Consider the following 15061-nt stretch of genomic DNA (forward strand, 5'->3'; position numbering starts at 1 on the left):
GATGAATTCGATGAGTTCAAAGAAGAAGCCGGTTCCGGGAGGTCTGAATGAACTTTAACGACGATGCAGTAAACCCAGTGCGCCTGTACTTGTTTTTGGATTACGACGGGACCCTGGTTCCAATCGCCCCCACCCCGGACGAGGCCGTCCCCCCGCCGGAACTGCTGCGGCTGCTGCACACCCTGACCGGCCGGGACGGCCTGCGCGTGGCTGTCGTCAGCGGCCGGGGACTGAAAAACCTGCAGGAAATGCTCCCCGTGCCGGGTCTCTACCTTTCCGCCTGCCACGGAGCAATCATCCGGCAGCCGGGAGCGCCGCCCCAATTTCTCGCCGCCCCCGCGGCCCTGGAGCAACTCGATCACCTGACCGACGAAGGCCGGAGACTGATCGCGGGCCGCACCGGTTTCCAAATTGAAAGAAAGGAGCTGTCCGTCGCCCTGCACTACCGGCTGGCCGACCCGGACGAGGTCGACGCCGTCTTGGACGCCTTCGTGGAGCTGCGCGAGCAATACTGCCCCGACCTGCAGTGCGACCTTCTGGCCGGACGCAAGGTGTTGGAGGTGCGGCCCAAAGGCGCGAGCAAAGGAACCGCTGTGAAGACGCTGCTCGCCGGCTGCCCGGACGCCCTGCCCGTATACATCGGGGACGACGTCACCGACGAGGACGGCTTCCGCGCCCTGGCCGGCCGGGGGTTGACCATCCTGGCCGCCGACGCCCGCCGGGCGACTCTGGCCCGCCACCGCCTCACCCGCCCGGCGGTCCTGGACCTTCTGCGGGCCGTCGCCGAACACGGCCCCGGCTACATCACCTCCGCCGACGCCCTGCCCACCGAAGAATCCGGAGACTGATTCCCCCATCCAATGCTGCGAAAAGGGGGACTGGAAAAATGGGGACAGTCCCCAGAGGGAAAAGGGGGACAGTCCCCCTTTTTCAGGGGCGTTCCCAGCGCCAAGCGGTTTCCACGATCCGGTGCAGGTCGTCCAGGCGCGGCCGCCAGCCCAGCCGCTCCCGGATGCGCCGGCTGTCAGCCACCAGGGCCGGCGGGTCTCCCGCCCGGCGCCCGGCGTACTCCACCGGGAAGTCCACCCCGGTCACCTCCCGCACGGCGTCCAGCACCTCCAGCACCGAGTAGCCCCGACCGGAGCCGCAGTTGAAAACCCCGCTCTCCCCCGTCGCCAGCAGGTGCTCCAGGGCCAACACGTGCGCCTCGGCCAGGTCCGACACGTGGATGTAGTCGCGCACCCCGGTGCCGTCCGGCGTCGGGTAGTCGGTGCCGAACACCGTCACCCCGGCCCGCCGCCCGGTCGCCGCCCGCACCGCCACCGTGATCAAGTGCGGCGCCCACTCCTTGCCCTCGCCCAGGCGCCCGCCGGGGTCGGCGCCGGCCACGTTGAAGTAGCGCAGGGCGATATAATCCATCTCTCCCGCGCGGCCCATGTCCCGCAGCATCCGCTCGGCCATCGCCTTCGTGTGCCCGTACGGGTTTATCGGCCGCAGCGGCGCCTCCTCCGCCACCGGAATCACCTCCGGGATGCCGTACACCGCCGCGCTCGACGAGTAGATCAGGCGCCTCGGCCCGTGCCGCGCCATCGCCGCCAAAAGGTTCAAAGTGCCGCCCACGTTGTTCGCGTAGTACATAAGCGGCCGCTCCACCGACTCGGGCACCTGGATGTGCGCCGCGAAGTGCACCACGGCGTCGAACCGCCGCGCCGCGAAGAGCCGGTCCAGGCCCTCCCGGTCCAGCAGGTCAAGTTCCACCAACTCCCCGTGCCGCACCGCCCAGCGGTGCCCCGCGGAGAGGTTGTCCAGCGTGACCGCGTCGTAGCCCCGCTCCCCTAGGGCCAGCACGGTGTGGCTGCCGATATACCCGGCCCCGCCGGTCACCAAGATCCGCTTCACTCACTCGCGCCCCCCTAAATTGGATGAATGGTACCGGACCGAGTCAAATACTGTGCCTTGCTGAACCGGGATGACCCGCAACTGCCGTGTCAAATTCGGTTTCCATAGGGTTTGTTCTCTTCTTAACAAGCCGGCAGGATTCCGCCGGCGCGCCGTCGAATAGCAGTCTACCAAATATCAAAGACAGGAGGGACGCCGCCCCCATGTGCTTTTTTTGCAACCTGCCGCCGGAGATCATCATCCTGGAAAACGAACTCGCCAGGGCCATTTACGACAAGTATCCGGTAAACCCCGGTCACGTGCTGGTGATCACCAAGCGCCACTTCCCCACCCTGTTCGAGGCGACCGAGGAGGAGATCCTCTCCGCCTACCGCCTGATCCAGGAAGTGAAAGCGCTCCTCGACGCAAAGCACCGCCCGGACGGGTACAACGTCGGGGTCAACATCGGCGAGTGCGCCGGGCAGACCGTCTGGCACCTGCACTTTCACGTCATCCCCCGGTTCATCGGGGACGTGGACAAACCCCTGGGAGGCGTGCGCCGCGTCAAACCAAACCTGGCCATGTCCCCCCGGGAAAGCTAGCCGGCCCACATTCACTTCGACCACCAATCGACAAATCCTGCTTGCTGCAGGCATTGCCGCCCACGCTCGATTTCGGTATAATGTCCTCATTACTTTTCCCGGGAGGCACCGCGCATGGAGTTGGCGGCCGCGCTCCGGACCCGCCGCAGCATCAGGAGGTACACTGAAGAACAGATTCCGGACCAGACGCTCCTGGACCTGCTGGATTTGGCCGTCTGGGCGCCGAGCGGGATGAACGGCCAGCCCTGGGTGTTCGCCGTAGTGCAGGACAAGGCATACATGCGCCGGCTGTCCGATCAAGCCAAGGCCTTCATGCTCACGGGGCTCAAGGACCATCCCAAGCTGGAACGCTACCGCCGGATCATGACCAACCCGGACTTCAATCTCTTTTACAACGCGCCCACCCTGGTGCTGATCTACGGCGACACGCAGGCGCTGACCTACAGGTACGACTGCAGCCTGGCCGCCTTGAACCTGATGCTCGCCGCCTGGGACCGCGGCCTGGGCAGTTGCTGGATCGGCTTCGCGACCGCCACCTGCGACACGCCCGCCGTGAAGGAGAAGCTCTCCGTGCCGCCGGCGTACCAGGCGGTCGCCCCGGTCATCCTGGGCTACCCGCAGACCGTACCCTCCCGGGGCAAAAGGGAGGCCCCCCGCATCGTCAGCTGGCTGAAGCCTAAGAATCCTGAAGCCTAAGAATCCTGAAGCCTAAGGACCCTGAAATCTAAGGACCCTTGAAAATCCACTCCCCGCCCCTGATAGTATAGATGAAGAGTGAACCGGGGGTGAAACCGTGAACACAAGGGCGGTCTTTGACCAACTGCTCTCCGAAACAAAAGCCGCCGCCAAAGAGGTGTACGGGCGGCGGCTGGTGACCGTGGCCGTCTTCGGTTCAGTGGGCCGGGACACCCCACGCCCGGAATCGGACATCGACCTCCTGATCGTCGCCGACGACCTCCCTAGGGGCCGGATGCCACGGGTGGCCGAGTTCGAAGCCGTCGAGAACATCCTGGCCCCCCACCTGGAGGCAGCCGCCAAACTGGGCGTGCGCACCACCCTGGCGCCGGTGATCAAGACCAGGGACGAAGTCAACCAAGGCAGCCTGCTGTTCCTGGACATGCTTGAAGACGCCTGGATCCTCTTCGACCGCAACGGCTTTTTCGCCGGTTTTCTGGAGCGGTTCCGCAAGCGGCTCGCCAGGCTCGGTGCGCGGCGCGTGCAGCTGGGAAACGCCTGGTACTGGGTGCTTAAAAAAGACTACCGGATCGGGGAGACTTTCGAAATATGACCAACACCACCTTGGCCCAGAGCTACCTGCTCAAAGCCATAAAAAGGCTCAAAGTCCTGGACCTGTTGGCCCGCGAGGAGGCATTCTCCGACGTGGTGCGCGAAGCGCAGGAACTGGTGGAACTGGCTCTGAAGGGCGTGCTCCGGCAGATCGGCATCGAGCCACCCAAGCTCCACGACGTGGGCGGCCTCCTCCTCGAATTCCAGGACCGTCTGCCGCCCGAAGTGGCCGCCGCGGCGCACGACCTGGCCCGGATCTCCAAATGGCTGCGCAAAGAGCGGGAGTTCTCCTTCTACGGAGACATCGACTTCATTCCCACCGAGGAGTACACCGAACTGGATTCCGCCAGGGCCATCCGGGACGCCAACTTCGTGGTCGAAATGGCGCGCAGGGTGATTCCCGGCCGGAACTAGCCCGCCGGAGGAGTCCCCGCTTTCCGCCCGCGCAAATGGTAATTGTAACGCCTTCCCAGTTGCTGTAAACTAAAAGGTGGTGGTGTAGAATTGGCTAAGTATCAACCGTTCACGCTTGCTGAAACCGCACGGCGCATCCAAGAAATCGGTCACGGCGATTTGCGCGACTTCTGGGTAGGCATCGGCGACTTCCTGGACGATTGGTACGCTGCCGACCGCGAGACCAGGAAGGAGATGCTGCGCCAGGAACCCCGGAAGACCGGAGACCGGAGGTTCGACGCTTACCTGGCCGCACTTGCCGAGCACTTGGTGGTGACGAACGGCCTGCCGGTTCCTGGGTGGGCCGGCAAACCGGAACGGTTTCTTGATCAGTTCTGGTTCCCAACGGAGTTTAGGAGCCTGCACGCCATGGCCCTGGTGCAAAGCCCGGCCGCTTTCCGGCGTCGTGGCATCTTTGTGGACGAGACCGCTTTCATGCGGTTTTAGGAAAGGAGCAGTGGGGTTGACCAGGGACGAGATAATCAAGGTCTTGGCCGAGTTGGGCAAAAGGCTGGCCCGGCAAGGAATTCAAGGGGAGATGTATCTTGTCGGTGGTGCGGCGATGGCCCTCGCTTACGATGCCGTACGCGTGACCCGGGACGTCGACGCTGTCTTCATCCCCAAAAACGAGGTCTACCGCGCTTCACGAGCGATGGCCGAGGACTTCGGCCTCCCCGAAACGTGGCTGAATGATGCGGTCAAAGGATTTCTCGCCGGTGAGGACATCGAGCGCATCCCGGTTTTGGAGGTTCCCGGCCTGCGAGTAATGGCCGCCTCCCCACGGTACATGTTGGCCATGAAGTGTTTGGCGGCGAGGTTGGAAGACGAGAGCGACATACGGCACCTGGTGGGTTTCCTGGGAATAGAAACGCTCGAAGAGGTGCTGGCTCTGGTTGAGAGTGTGTACCCGGAACGGCCGATCCCAGCGCGGGCACGGTTTCTTTTGGAAGAGATGTTTGACAAGCAGTAGCCGTCAAACTACTCGTCGGCGGGGGTGCGCAAATGGAAGAAGCCGGGATGAACGGCGTGGTTTTGGAGTCTCTTGCTCTTAAAGGCGGACCTGGTCCTCCTTGCCCGGCCGGTGGTGATAGTAATAGTAGTAACTGTAGTCCTTGGCGGACAGCCGCACTTTGTTCAGCGTCACACCCAGGATCCGCCCGCCCGTCTTCTCCAGCCGGGCCTTCGCCTCCTGGGCCGGTTCCACCCGGGTGTCGGCCGCCCTGATCACCAGCAGCACGCCGTCCACCCGGGCGGCCAGCAGGCTCGCGTCGGTCACCGCCAACACCGGAGGCGAATCGACCAGCACAAAGTCGTACCGCTCCGCAAGCCGGCCCAGCACCTCCTTCATCCGGCCCGAACCCAACAACTCCGCCGGGTTGGGCGGAATGGGCCCGCTGGGCAGCAACGCCACCCCGCCGGCCGCGCTCTGCACGACGGCCTTTTCCAGGGCCAAGTTCTGGGACAGCACATTGGTCAAACCAACCTCGTTTTCCACCCCGAACACCTTGTGCAACCTGGGCTTGCGCAAGTCGGCATCCAGCAGGCACACCCCGTGCCCCGCCTGGGCCAGCACCACCGCCAGGTTGCCGGCCGTGGTCGTCTTTCCTTCCTCCGGGCCGGCGCTGGTGATCAGAATCACCTTGGCCGCCCGGTCGGGCGCCGCGAACCCCAGGTTGGTCCGCAGGGTGCGGTAGGCTTCCGCCGCCGCCGCCTTGGGGTGCCGGTGGGCGACCAGGTCGATATAGGCGCCGTTGCTGCTGAACTCGTTCATCTATTGTTAGTCCTCCGTATACTAGTCCTCTGTTGTGTCCTCTATTAAGGGAGACAGTCCCATTGGGCCCTAGGGGGAAATGGGGACAGTCCCCGGAGGGAGAGGGGGACAGTCCCCATTTTCCTCCGACCTCCGACCTCCGACTTCCGACTTCCTTTTTCAGTAGGCGCCCCGCCGCGCCGACCGCGCGTCCATCTTCGGCACCACGCCCAGCACCGGCAGTTCCAGGTGCCGCTCCACGTCCTCCGGCGTCTTGATCGTGTAGTCCAGGTGCTCCAGCACGAAGGCCAGTCCCACGAACACCATCACCCCCAGCACCAACGCCAGCATCATGTTCAATTTCTTGTTCGGCTTCACCGGCGCCGTCGGCGTGTTCGCCGGCGACACCACCACCACCGAGGTCCGGCCCAGGTCGATGGAACGCGCAATCTGGGTTTCCGTCACCTTCTCCGCCAGCAGGTTCGCCGTGGCCTCCAGACGGTTCACCTCGTCCCGCAGCCGGTCCAGGGCGGCCCGCTTGACCGTCAGTTCGGCCGACAGCGCGCCGGTCTCCCCCTCCAGGCCAGCAATCAACTGGGCGAGCGCTTCCATCTCGGCTTCCTTCTCCGCCTGGGCGGCTTTGCGCTCGCTCAAACGCTCGGACAGGGCCGCGTAGACCGGGTTGGGCTCCCGGGCGGTCACCACCCCTTGGTCGGTGGTCCGTTCCACGCTGACGGTCTGCGGCGTGGCGTTCAATTCCTCCTGCATCCGGGCCACCCCGGCGCCGGCCTGCCGCTGTTCGATCACGGCCACGTTCAGCCGTGACTTGTACCGGGCCAGATCCTCCGACTTCTGACTGAATTCCGAATCCAACACGGCCACGCTCCGCGGCTGCGCTTCGAGCCCTTTTAGCTTTTCCTGCGCCTCGTCCAACCGCGCCAGGGCCTCGTCCCGCTGGCGCTCCAGGAAGTCCACCGACCGGGCCATCTGCTCCTCGTTCTTGTCGGACAACATCGAAAGATACTCCGCGTTCATCGCGTTCGCGATATCCCGCGCCAGCACCGGGTCGGTGTGCCGCACCCGCACCTCGATCAGGTTGGCGTCCTTGATCACCCCGGCTTCCACCATTCCCAGCAAGTGCCTGGGCTCGTACAGCGCCCGGTCCAGGTCCAGCTTCTCGATCACCCGCCCCATCAGGGCCTCGCTCTGGATCTGCCCCAGATAGGTTTGCATGGTCATCACCGGCATGCGGGCGAGCGTCCCCACCACGCCCTCCAGGCCGCCCTGTTCCACCGCCCGCTGCCGGTCGTCCCCCGCCTGGGCGACCATCAAGAGCGTCTTGGCCTCGTACACCGGCTGCAGAATAAAGAAACTCAAGATGCCGCTGGTCAGCACGGCCAGAAAAGTCCCCAGCGCGATCACCCAGCGCCACTTGTGCAGGACCTTGAAATAGGCCCGCAGGTCGATGACGTCCTCGGTGAAGACCGGTCTTTGCTGCTCATTCTTTTGCTGCTCGTTCACGGTCGAACCTCCCTGTGAAGTACGGGCAGGGCCAAAACTTCCTTAAACCCCTGGGAGACACTCCCCCAAGGGGACTGTCCCAAGGGGAGCTGTCCCCTTTGGACCCCTGGGGGACTGTCCCCTTCCCCAGGGGGACTGTCCCCTTCCCCAGGGGGACTGTCCCCTTCCCCAGGGGGACTGTCCCCTTCCCCAGGGCCTTCCCCAGGGGGACTGTCCCCTCCCCCGCTCTGTCCCCTTTCCTCCTCCGCCCGGAGCCGGGTCAATATCTCTTCCGCCGGCGCCTCTTCGCCCATCCGGCTCAAAGCCGCCGCCCGCCAGATTTCACTTTCCCGGTTCAGGTTTTTATCGGCCGCCGCGGCCCGCAAACGCTCCTCGGCCGGACCGTACTCGCCCAGCAAAAAGTGGGCCTGCCCGGTCACCAGCTTCAAAGCCGCGCTTTGTTCCGCCGCCGCCCGCCACCGGGTTACAAACCGCCGGTCCAAAAACGCGGCCTGCCGCTCCACCCGCCCGGGCAGGTCCAGCGCTTTTTGCGCGTAATCCCGGGCCGCCGCCCATTCCTCCCGCTCGATGCTGTAATGCACCGCCCCGATGTAGGCCCGGCCCAAAATCTCGTAATTGGGCAGGTGCAGCGGGTTGGTCGGCGGCAGGGCCTCCGCCTCCAGGACCACCAGTCTCGGCTCCCGCAGCATGTGGTACACGTTCAGATTGGAACTCCGGATCTTGATCCCGTACGGCTCGCACGCCGCCGCCCGCCGCGCGTACCCGATCGCCCGGTACCGCTTCGCCGCGTCGTCCTCGGCCAGGGCCTGCACCGCGTAAATCTGGGCCAGGTCGCCGGGATAGGTGGCCGTAAACGGATCCCGCCGGGCCGCCTCCTGCAGCAGCGCCGCCGCCGTATCCAGGTCCTGGCGCCACATGGCTAAAGCCCCCTCCGCCCCCAGCCGCCCCGCCGCGTAAAGGCTGGACGCCGGCACCACCAGCGCCGCCGCCGCCAACGTGCCGGCCAGCGCCGTCACTGCCAGCCGCCGGGCGGAAACCCCCGGCGCGGCCTCCGGATCTTTCTCCTTCTTCCCCCCGCGCCCCGAGTCCCAAGGGGGACAGTCCCCTTTGGCCCCCAGGGGGACTGTCCCCCTGGCACCGACGGCCAACCCCGCCCCCGCGCGCACCAGGCCCAGATACGCAAAGAGCAAAAGACCCATGGCCGCCATGGACAGGTTGAAGTCGAAGAAGCTGTGGAACCCCAAGCCCAGCGCCGCCACCGCCGCCGCCCAGGCCGACACCCACATCCCGTTCCGCGCCCCGTAACGCCACAGGCGCACCAGCCAATGGATGAAAAAACCCCACAGGGCCAGGACGGCCACGAACCCCGCCGTCCCCGCCTCCACCCAGGTCTGGAAGAGGTGATTGTGCGCTTCAGTCGTCCAGTACGGGTAGGACTGGTACTGGTGGTACAGCGCGTTCCAGCCCCCGCCGCCCGCCCCGGTCAGCGGGTAGTCGCCCACAATGCGCAGCGCGTCGCGGTTCATGGTCATCCGCTCGGTAAAGCTCAACTCCGCGCCCGAGATCTGTCCCGCCCGCACAAACACGTCCTCGGCCAGCAGCGCCCGTCCGCCCGCCAGCGGCATGGCCGCGGCCGCATACATCAGGTACAGGGCCAGCACCAGACCGCAGTAACCCACCCCGCCCCAGGCCACCAGCCGCCGGGTGGCATCGGCCACCGCCTCCCGGTTCAGCCAGGCCCCCAGCCCGTGGTAGCCGGCCTGCAACACGCACGCCGCCGCCGCGCCCGCACCCAGGTGCCAGAGCGCCGCCTCCGGCGCCCCGCCTTTCAGGGCGTCGAAAAAGCCTCTCGCCGCCAGCAGTCCGCAACTCACCTGGATCAGCGTGTGGTAGGCCGCCCGCCAGCGGTAGGCCTCCGGCAGCAAGGCCGCGAAACCGCCCAAAATGAAGGGGTACACCACCCAACTGCCCCGGGACTGGGTTCCCAGAATCACCGTCACCAGGATGGTGCCGCCCACCGCGAAGAAAAGCTTCGGCCACAGCCGGTCCGTCTTTACGCTCAAAGCCACGCCCACCACGCTCAGCATGGCCAGGAAGATGCCCAGTGTGTTCGGATACTGCAACGTGGAAGCGATGCGCCCGTGCACCACCGCCCCGGGGAACTCAAACAGGCCGGTGGTCGCCGCAATGCCGACGAGCGCCACCCCCAGGGCGCCGACGTAGGTCACCAGGAGCACCCGGTCCAGGTCGCGCTCCGCACGTACCGCCCGGAAGGCGATCCAGAAGATCATCAGGTAACTGACAACTTTCAAGACCTCGCCCACCGCCGGCCGGATATGCACCGCCGTCACCAGGGACAATAGATAAGCCGCCGCCAGGGCTACGAGCGCCCATTCCAGGCCGGAAAACCGGAAATCCGCCTCCCGGCGCAGCACCTGGTCATAAACACACAGGGCGAACACCACGCCCACCAGGATATGGGCCGTCAACAATTCCGGGGGAAAGAACAGGCCGCGCAAGAACGGCGCGGAAAACAGGATCGTCCACAAACCGATCACGAAGAAAGGCCGCAGATTGAGATGGAGGATGGGCGGAGTCTTGCCCGGTAAGCTCGCCCTATTCAAAGCCAATGCCTTCATCCTCGCTCATAACCGGCATACATTTCCTGGTTCGACTCCTGGTTCGACAACAGTTTCTAAAATCCTCTATATCTTGCGGCAGGCCCCGGCCGTCACCCCTGTCCCCGCTTGTCCAAAAGCTGTTGCTGCCCGTATTTCGCGGGGCAATTGGTCAGGAAGGCGCCGGTGTTCGGTTCCGGCACGCCGCTTTGCCCGCGCGCCGCCGCAGGGGTGAACACTATGGGGATGGTCTGCAGCAGAATCTGCAGATCGAGCAACAGCGAGTAGTTCCTGATGTAGTAGAGGTCAAACCGCAGCTTGTCCTCCGCCGAGGTGCTGTAACGCCCTTGCACCTGGGCCAGGCCGGTCAGCCCCGGCTTCACCAGGTGCCGGTAGTGGTAGGCCGGGCTTTCCGCCCTGAACCGTTCCACAAATTCCGGCCGCTCCGGCCGCGGCCCCACGGTGCTCATCTCTCCCTTCAGCACGTTAAAGACCTGCGGCAACTCATCCAAACGGGTGGCCCGCAGCCAACGGCCCACCGGTGTAATGCGCGCGTCATCCGTGGCAGCCAGGACCGGTCCGGTCCCCTCCTCGGCGCCGGTCACCATGGTACGGAGCTTGTACAGGCGAAAAACCCGCCCGTTTTGCCCGACCCGCTCCTGCACGTAAAAAGGGGACCCCTTTGAAGTGGCCGGGATCAAAATGGCAAGGCCGACCAGTACCGGCAGACCGGCAACCAAGCCCGCCAACGCCAGCACCAAATCCAGCGCCCGCTTGGCCGCCAATTGAAACCAGGAAAAACCGGCCCCCTCCAGCTGCAAAACCGGCAGGTCGTCGATCCGGCTCATCCGGGCACTACTCAACAGGATCTCGAAACTGTCGGGCACCAGGTAAACGTCCCGTCTCTTCTCCAGGGCGGCCGTCACCGCCGCCCGCCTGGCCTTCGGGGGGACCGAAGGCATGACCACCAAACCGTCCACGCCTTCCAAGCGGGCCGCCAGCCTCCCGGCCCCCTCGGGCCGAACCACCTCGGCCACGCAAAAAGGGTCCCCGGGCAAGTCGAGCAATTTATCCATAAAGCTTGCGGTCTCGCCCGCCTCACCCAGCACTAGAAGCCGCCTTTGCCCGTGCAATCTGCCGTCCAGCCACCAAACCAGCCGGTGCCAGCCGACCAAAAGCACCAGTTGCACGGCGCCGCCGATCAGAATGATGCTCCGGGGAAAAGCCGGCTCCCGAAACCAAAAGCTGGCCGCCGCCGTGACCAGACCGATCAGCACCACCCCGGCCGACAAAGTCCGCAAAGTGGACAAAAAACCATCCCGGCGGCGGTCATAAAGACCCAGACCGGCAAATACCACCGCCGCTCCCCCGGCCACCCAGGGCGCCAAGCCCAGGAAAGCCGCAAAATTGGCCGGCGGCAACTCCCCGCCGAAACGCAGCAAAAAAGCCAGATACAAGGCAGCCAGCACCAGGCCCGCGTCGCCCAAGGCCACCGCGAGCCGGGGAACTTGGTTCGGGGTTTTGCCGTTTACGCGCATTGACATTCGTCCTGATTCATGCAAATTTTGGCGTTTTATTGGGATTCAATTCGACCCCGTAAACGGAAAACCCTGCTTAATTGGAAAAAATTTCTCTCCTGCGCTGCAGTCTTTTCCCACAGGCAAAACTTCACCGCCCACTGATATTTACAGATACCCGTCCCTAGCACGCGCCGGGGGAACCTATTTTACATGGGCAGGGATTTCCTGCCTTTGGGCGTTTCCGGACCATGGTGTATTCTGTGGCTAGGAGCGGGCCGCCGCCGGCCGAACGGGCCGGAGTACGCCAATACCGGTCAGGCGCGGACCCCCTTTCACCGCGGCCGGTGCTGCGCAAACCGCTCGAAAACGGCGGTCGGCCGGGCCGCATTCCACGGGAGTGGCGGGGTTGAACGGATACCAGGAACTGGCCAGAGCGGTGCTGCGCAAGACTTACCAGGATCTTTGCCGGGGAGCGGGGGGCGGCCGGCGGGGCACGTACCTCTCCGCCCGGTTCTTCCTGGACACGCCGCTTTTCAAGGTGCTGTGCCGGCTGGCGGGTGTCCGGCCCGGATTCGCGCGGCGGGAGATGCTCCGCCGGGCGGCCGCGCCCCGGAAAGAGAAGTGAAGACCTGACCCGGTCCTTTCTTCTTCAAAGTAGGTTTGCTTCGAGGTAACCTGGATACAACCCAAGGGCAAAGCCCTTACGATTCGAACACGCCTCGAGACAATCCTGACTGCCTGATAATGGATTGAAGCGTCCCAATGCGGAGTTCATCGTGGTCTGGAACCGGAACGGTTATAGAACTCTGGAGACGTTTCTTTTGCATAACAATATGGCTGCCTCGCCGCCGCACTTCAATGAAACCGTGTGCAGATAGAATCGCACACACCTCTTTGCCGCTAAGCACGCGCAGCTTACCCACGCGCCACCTCAATCTGAGTTACAAAAACCTCACCACGCAGGCGGGACCCTACCTCTTCGGGATACGCCGTTTCGAAGAACAGCTCCACCGCTTCCCGCAGATTAATCCGCGCTTGTTCCACTGTGTCCCCCTGGCTCACGATATCAAGCTCCGGGCACAAGGCCACATACCCGTCACCTTCACGTTCGATAATAGCTGTAAATATCATTGCACCATTCCTCCCTGATTTCGTTACTTTAATCTCCGCTTACGTCTCGAGTCACCCTCACACTGCCATGACCTCATACTTCTGGTGCTTCCTCAACAAGAAGCCCCGGTCACGATTCGATCCAGTTCATCCTCTGAGACACCCATTTCGACTACCCCTGCGGGCAAGGTCTTTAAGCAAGTATACCCCAAAACCGCACTGTCGCGCCGTTATGTAAGATTATACCATAGAGGCTCTTGATTATCAACCCGTACGTCGCACGCGTCGCATGCCTCTTGGCACTGATTCCTTCCCCGCGCACCACCTTCGCCACGGCTATCGCCAAAACTTCACTGTTAGTTAGGGTTGAGAACCGCAAAAGCCGCAATGCAGGAATATGGCATGACTTGCCGAAAATGGTAAGACAATCTGACGGCCCAGAGTAGGAGGATGGCCAGGTGTTGCACAGACCACGGCTAGTTGTACACGCAGACTGGGGTTCGAGTCCGGCCAAGAGGTGGATGGCCCGAGCAATGCTCGGCAGAGACGGCAGCTATTTCGCAGTTGCGCCTGAACCGGTGGGAGAATTGCATTCGTTCCTTGAAACACTGTCGAGGCAAGCCGGCGGCGGAGCCGTGGTGGCGGGGTTTGATTTCCCAATCGGCGTTCCGTGTGCTTACGCCGCTAATTGCTGTATCTACAACTTCGTGCATGTGCTGCCTCAATTGGGGGCGAATGAGTGGGCAGATTTCTATCGGCTGGCGGAACATCCCTGGGAAATTAGATTTGGGCGTCCTTTCTATCCCTACCGTCCAGGGAACGCCAAACAAAAGCATCTGACCGACGGTTTATGTGTGGACAATATATATCAACTACTCAGAGAGTGTGAGCGGGCGCGGCCTGGGCGGCCTGCTGCAAGTCCTCTGTTCTGGACCCTCGGTGCGAAGCAGGTGGGCCGCGCCGCGACCAGCGGCTGGCGTGACGTGTTGGGGCCGGCCCTGCGCTCGGGTGAACTGGACTTGGCGGTCTGGCCGTTCGACGGAGCATTGACGGAGTTAATCCGTCCCGGCCGGGTAGTGGTCGCTGAAACCTACCCCGCGGAGTTCTACACGCACTTTGGCATCCAGCTTATAAGCAAAGGTCTGCAGGCCGAGCGGGCCGGAGCGGCTCCCGCGCTACTGAGCTGGGCGGCGCAGCACGGTCTGAGATTGGACCCCAAGCTTGAGCTAATGATGCGGGATGGTTTCGGACCGGCGAACGGAGGCGACGACCTGTTTGATGCTCTGGTCGGCCTATTCGGGATGCTCAATGTGATATTGGGCGTACGGTCTGAGGGATTCCCACCGGATAAGGTCCGAATGACTGAAGGTTGGATCTTGGGGCAGGTAGAATAAGTCCTTAGTGCTGAAAGCGACGACGGGAGAACACGGGTTATTGTCGGCTCGGCGAATCTATCCGTAGCGGCTTTCGGCGGGCATCAGGCCGTGCGGCTGTGGAATTGATTAAGAACGACGCCTTCACCGCCAAGCAGCATTCGGTGATCGTGTTTTCAGCAAACAAGGACCTCGACGCTTTGGACTCGGAAATCTCAAAACGCGTGGTTTGTTTCCGTTTCGAAGCCGCGATTGAAAAGAAACGAGGTGTCCAGTCCAGCAACCTGGTCCGCTCGGTCCGGAGCAATGTGGGCACGTCCTTTTACCATGCCTATTTGTCCCGGATGATTGAGAGCCCTTCTCCTTTTCAGCGAAATAGGCCAATACCACCGGTGTCGCACTAATTCTAAACGGTATTGGATCACCCCTTGACTCTGCAAGCAATTCCACAGGCGCCACCAACGCCTTCGCCCCCTCCCTCGAAAATAGAATCTTAATGATATTCTCGTCCCCGGTGGCGACGATAGATCGTCGTGAGGGACTCCCCAGAAAAAGACCCCTTACAAAAAGCCTGCTACCCTATGGTTATTCTACGCGCCGGAAAACATTTTGGTGAAACATGGTAGACACTGGACCCCACAACCGCAGTCCCAAAGAGGCTAACCTACACTTATGCGCCATTGCTCGGCTCACTGATGTATACACATTCAATACCCCTTTAGGAAATACCTTGTGGATAATTCATTTTCTGGTACCGACAGGCGGTTAGACTGAAGCCTGCTTTTCGCGTATTTCAAGCCAAGATCAAGCTTCTAGGACCGACTGCGGATTCCGGTGAAATCGGCCGCCTGTTCCGATTTTTTCCGGCCACCCGTTCCGGAGTTTCCGGACAGGGGTCGGAGCGTAGCGACGCTGGTTGTGGATAATATATCCTGGTGTCCGGAATCAG

At 63.1% G+C, this 15061-nt stretch carries 17 protein-coding genes; 10 read left to right on the top strand and 7 right to left on the bottom strand.

What is annotated here, in order from left to right; genetic code table 11:
- Nucleotides 1-47 precede the first annotated feature (47 nt).
- A complete protein-coding gene (otsB, locus tag AB1402_09455) occupies nt 48-848 on the top strand; it encodes a trehalose-phosphatase (GenBank protein ID MEW6541821.1) in 801 nt (266 codons plus the stop codon).
- A gap of 82 nt (nt 849-930) precedes the next feature.
- Here the strand turns inward: otsB and galE are convergent, their stop codons facing one another.
- Nucleotides 931-1899 carry a UDP-glucose 4-epimerase GalE gene (gene galE, locus AB1402_09460; GenBank protein MEW6541822.1) on the bottom strand — a complete coding sequence of 323 codons (969 nt, stop codon included), beginning with the start codon at nt 1897-1899 and terminating at the stop codon, nt 931-933.
- Nucleotides 1900-2102: 203 nt separating this feature from the next.
- Between galE and AB1402_09465 the strand changes: the two genes are divergently transcribed.
- The 6 genes from AB1402_09465 (at nt 2103) to AB1402_09490 (ending at nt 5190) form a co-directional block, all read left to right on the top strand.
- On the top strand, nt 2103-2480 hold the full coding sequence (locus tag AB1402_09465) for an HIT family protein (GenBank protein MEW6541823.1): 378 nt from the start codon (nt 2103-2105) through the stop codon (nt 2478-2480).
- Between the two features lie 114 nt (nt 2481-2594).
- The gene (locus AB1402_09470; GenBank protein ID MEW6541824.1) at nt 2595-3176 is read left to right on the top strand and encodes a nitroreductase family protein; all 582 of its coding nucleotides are present in this window, start codon (nt 2595-2597) and stop codon (nt 3174-3176) included.
- A gap of 97 nt (nt 3177-3273) precedes the next feature.
- A complete protein-coding gene (locus AB1402_09475) occupies nt 3274-3768 on the top strand; it encodes a nucleotidyltransferase domain-containing protein (GenBank protein ID MEW6541825.1) in 495 nt (164 codons plus the stop codon).
- Nucleotides 3765-4181 carry a HEPN domain-containing protein gene (locus tag AB1402_09480; GenBank protein MEW6541826.1) on the top strand — a complete coding sequence of 139 codons (417 nt, stop codon included), beginning with the start codon at nt 3765-3767 and terminating at the stop codon, nt 4179-4181. The genes AB1402_09475 and AB1402_09480 overlap by 4 nt, the downstream gene beginning before the upstream one ends.
- A gap of 90 nt (nt 4182-4271) precedes the next feature.
- Nucleotides 4272-4667: a hypothetical protein gene (locus AB1402_09485; protein MEW6541827.1), complete on the top strand. Its 396-nt coding sequence runs from the start codon at nt 4272-4274 to the stop codon at nt 4665-4667.
- A gap of 10 nt (nt 4668-4677) precedes the next feature.
- Nucleotides 4678-5190 (top strand): DUF6036 family nucleotidyltransferase, encoded by a 513-nt coding sequence (locus AB1402_09490; GenBank protein MEW6541828.1) that lies wholly within the window; start codon nt 4678-4680, stop codon nt 5188-5190.
- Between the two features lie 78 nt (nt 5191-5268).
- On the opposite strand, the gene AB1402_09495 is transcribed toward AB1402_09490, so the two are convergent.
- From AB1402_09495 to AB1402_09510, 4 genes are all read right to left on the bottom strand, one after another.
- Complete coding sequence (locus AB1402_09495) at nt 5269-5991, bottom strand: CpsD/CapB family tyrosine-protein kinase (GenBank protein ID MEW6541829.1); 723 nt, start codon at nt 5989-5991, stop codon at nt 5269-5271.
- Between the two features lie 159 nt (nt 5992-6150).
- Nucleotides 6151-7491, bottom strand: coding sequence for a Wzz/FepE/Etk N-terminal domain-containing protein (locus AB1402_09500; GenBank protein ID MEW6541830.1), 1341 nt, complete (start codon nt 7489-7491; stop codon nt 6151-6153).
- Nucleotides 7488-10121, bottom strand: coding sequence for an O-antigen ligase family protein (locus AB1402_09505; protein ID MEW6541831.1), 2634 nt, complete (start codon nt 10119-10121; stop codon nt 7488-7490). The genes AB1402_09500 and AB1402_09505 overlap by 4 nt, the downstream gene beginning before the upstream one ends.
- A gap of 101 nt (nt 10122-10222) precedes the next feature.
- Entirely contained in the window at nt 10223-11647 is a 1425-nt protein-coding gene (locus AB1402_09510) for a sugar transferase (GenBank protein ID MEW6541832.1), read from the bottom strand.
- A 388-nt stretch (nt 11648-12035) separates the two neighbouring features.
- On the opposite strand from AB1402_09510, the gene AB1402_09515 reads away from it, so the two are divergent.
- On the top strand, nt 12036-12254 hold the full coding sequence (locus AB1402_09515; GenBank protein ID MEW6541833.1) for a hypothetical protein: 219 nt from the start codon (nt 12036-12038) through the stop codon (nt 12252-12254).
- A gap of 76 nt (nt 12255-12330) precedes the next feature.
- On the opposite strand, the gene AB1402_09520 is transcribed toward AB1402_09515, so the two are convergent.
- Both AB1402_09520 and AB1402_09525 read right to left on the bottom strand, forming a co-directional pair.
- Complete coding sequence (locus tag AB1402_09520; GenBank protein ID MEW6541834.1) at nt 12331-12552, bottom strand: type II toxin-antitoxin system HicA family toxin; 222 nt, start codon at nt 12550-12552, stop codon at nt 12331-12333.
- A complete protein-coding gene (locus AB1402_09525; GenBank protein MEW6541835.1) occupies nt 12545-12760 on the bottom strand; it encodes a type II toxin-antitoxin system HicB family antitoxin in 216 nt (71 codons plus the stop codon). Before AB1402_09525 ends, AB1402_09520 begins: the two co-directional genes overlap by 8 nt.
- A 512-nt stretch (nt 12761-13272) precedes the next feature.
- On the opposite strand from AB1402_09525, the gene AB1402_09530 reads away from it, so the two are divergent.
- A complete protein-coding gene (locus AB1402_09530) occupies nt 13273-14133 on the top strand; it encodes a hypothetical protein (protein ID MEW6541836.1) in 861 nt (286 codons plus the stop codon).
- Between the two features lie 98 nt (nt 14134-14231).
- A complete protein-coding gene (locus AB1402_09535) occupies nt 14232-14516 on the top strand; it encodes a hypothetical protein (GenBank protein ID MEW6541837.1) in 285 nt (94 codons plus the stop codon).
- Nucleotides 14517-15061: the final 545 nt, after the last annotated feature.

This window comes from Bacillota bacterium (assembly GCA_040757205.1).
In the GTDB taxonomy this organism is placed as follows: domain Bacteria; phylum Bacillota; class Desulfotomaculia; order Desulfotomaculales; family Desulforudaceae; genus Desulforudis.

Excerpts from the sequence above, each read along its gene's own strand:
- otsB (MEW6541821.1), top strand. The coding sequence starts at position 48 with ATGAACTTTAACGACGATGCAGTAAACCCAGTGCGCCTGTACTTGTTT.
- AB1402_09465 (MEW6541823.1), top strand. The coding sequence starts at position 2,103 with ATGTGCTTTTTTTGCAACCTGCCGCCGGAGATCATCATCCTGGAAAAC.
- AB1402_09470 (MEW6541824.1), top strand. The coding sequence starts at position 2,595 with ATGGAGTTGGCGGCCGCGCTCCGGACCCGCCGCAGCATCAGGAGGTAC.
- AB1402_09480 (MEW6541826.1), top strand. The coding sequence starts at position 3,765 with ATGACCAACACCACCTTGGCCCAGAGCTACCTGCTCAAAGCCATAAAA.
- AB1402_09495 (MEW6541829.1), bottom strand. The coding sequence starts at position 5,991 with ATGAACGAGTTCAGCAGCAACGGCGCCTATATCGACCTGGTCGCCCAC.
- AB1402_09510 (MEW6541832.1), bottom strand. The coding sequence starts at position 11,647 with ATGCGCGTAAACGGCAAAACCCCGAACCAAGTTCCCCGGCTCGCGGTG.
- AB1402_09525 (MEW6541835.1), bottom strand. The coding sequence starts at position 12,760 with ATGATATTTACAGCTATTATCGAACGTGAAGGTGACGGGTATGTGGCC.
- AB1402_09530 (MEW6541836.1), top strand. The coding sequence starts at position 13,273 with ATGCTCGGCAGAGACGGCAGCTATTTCGCAGTTGCGCCTGAACCGGTG.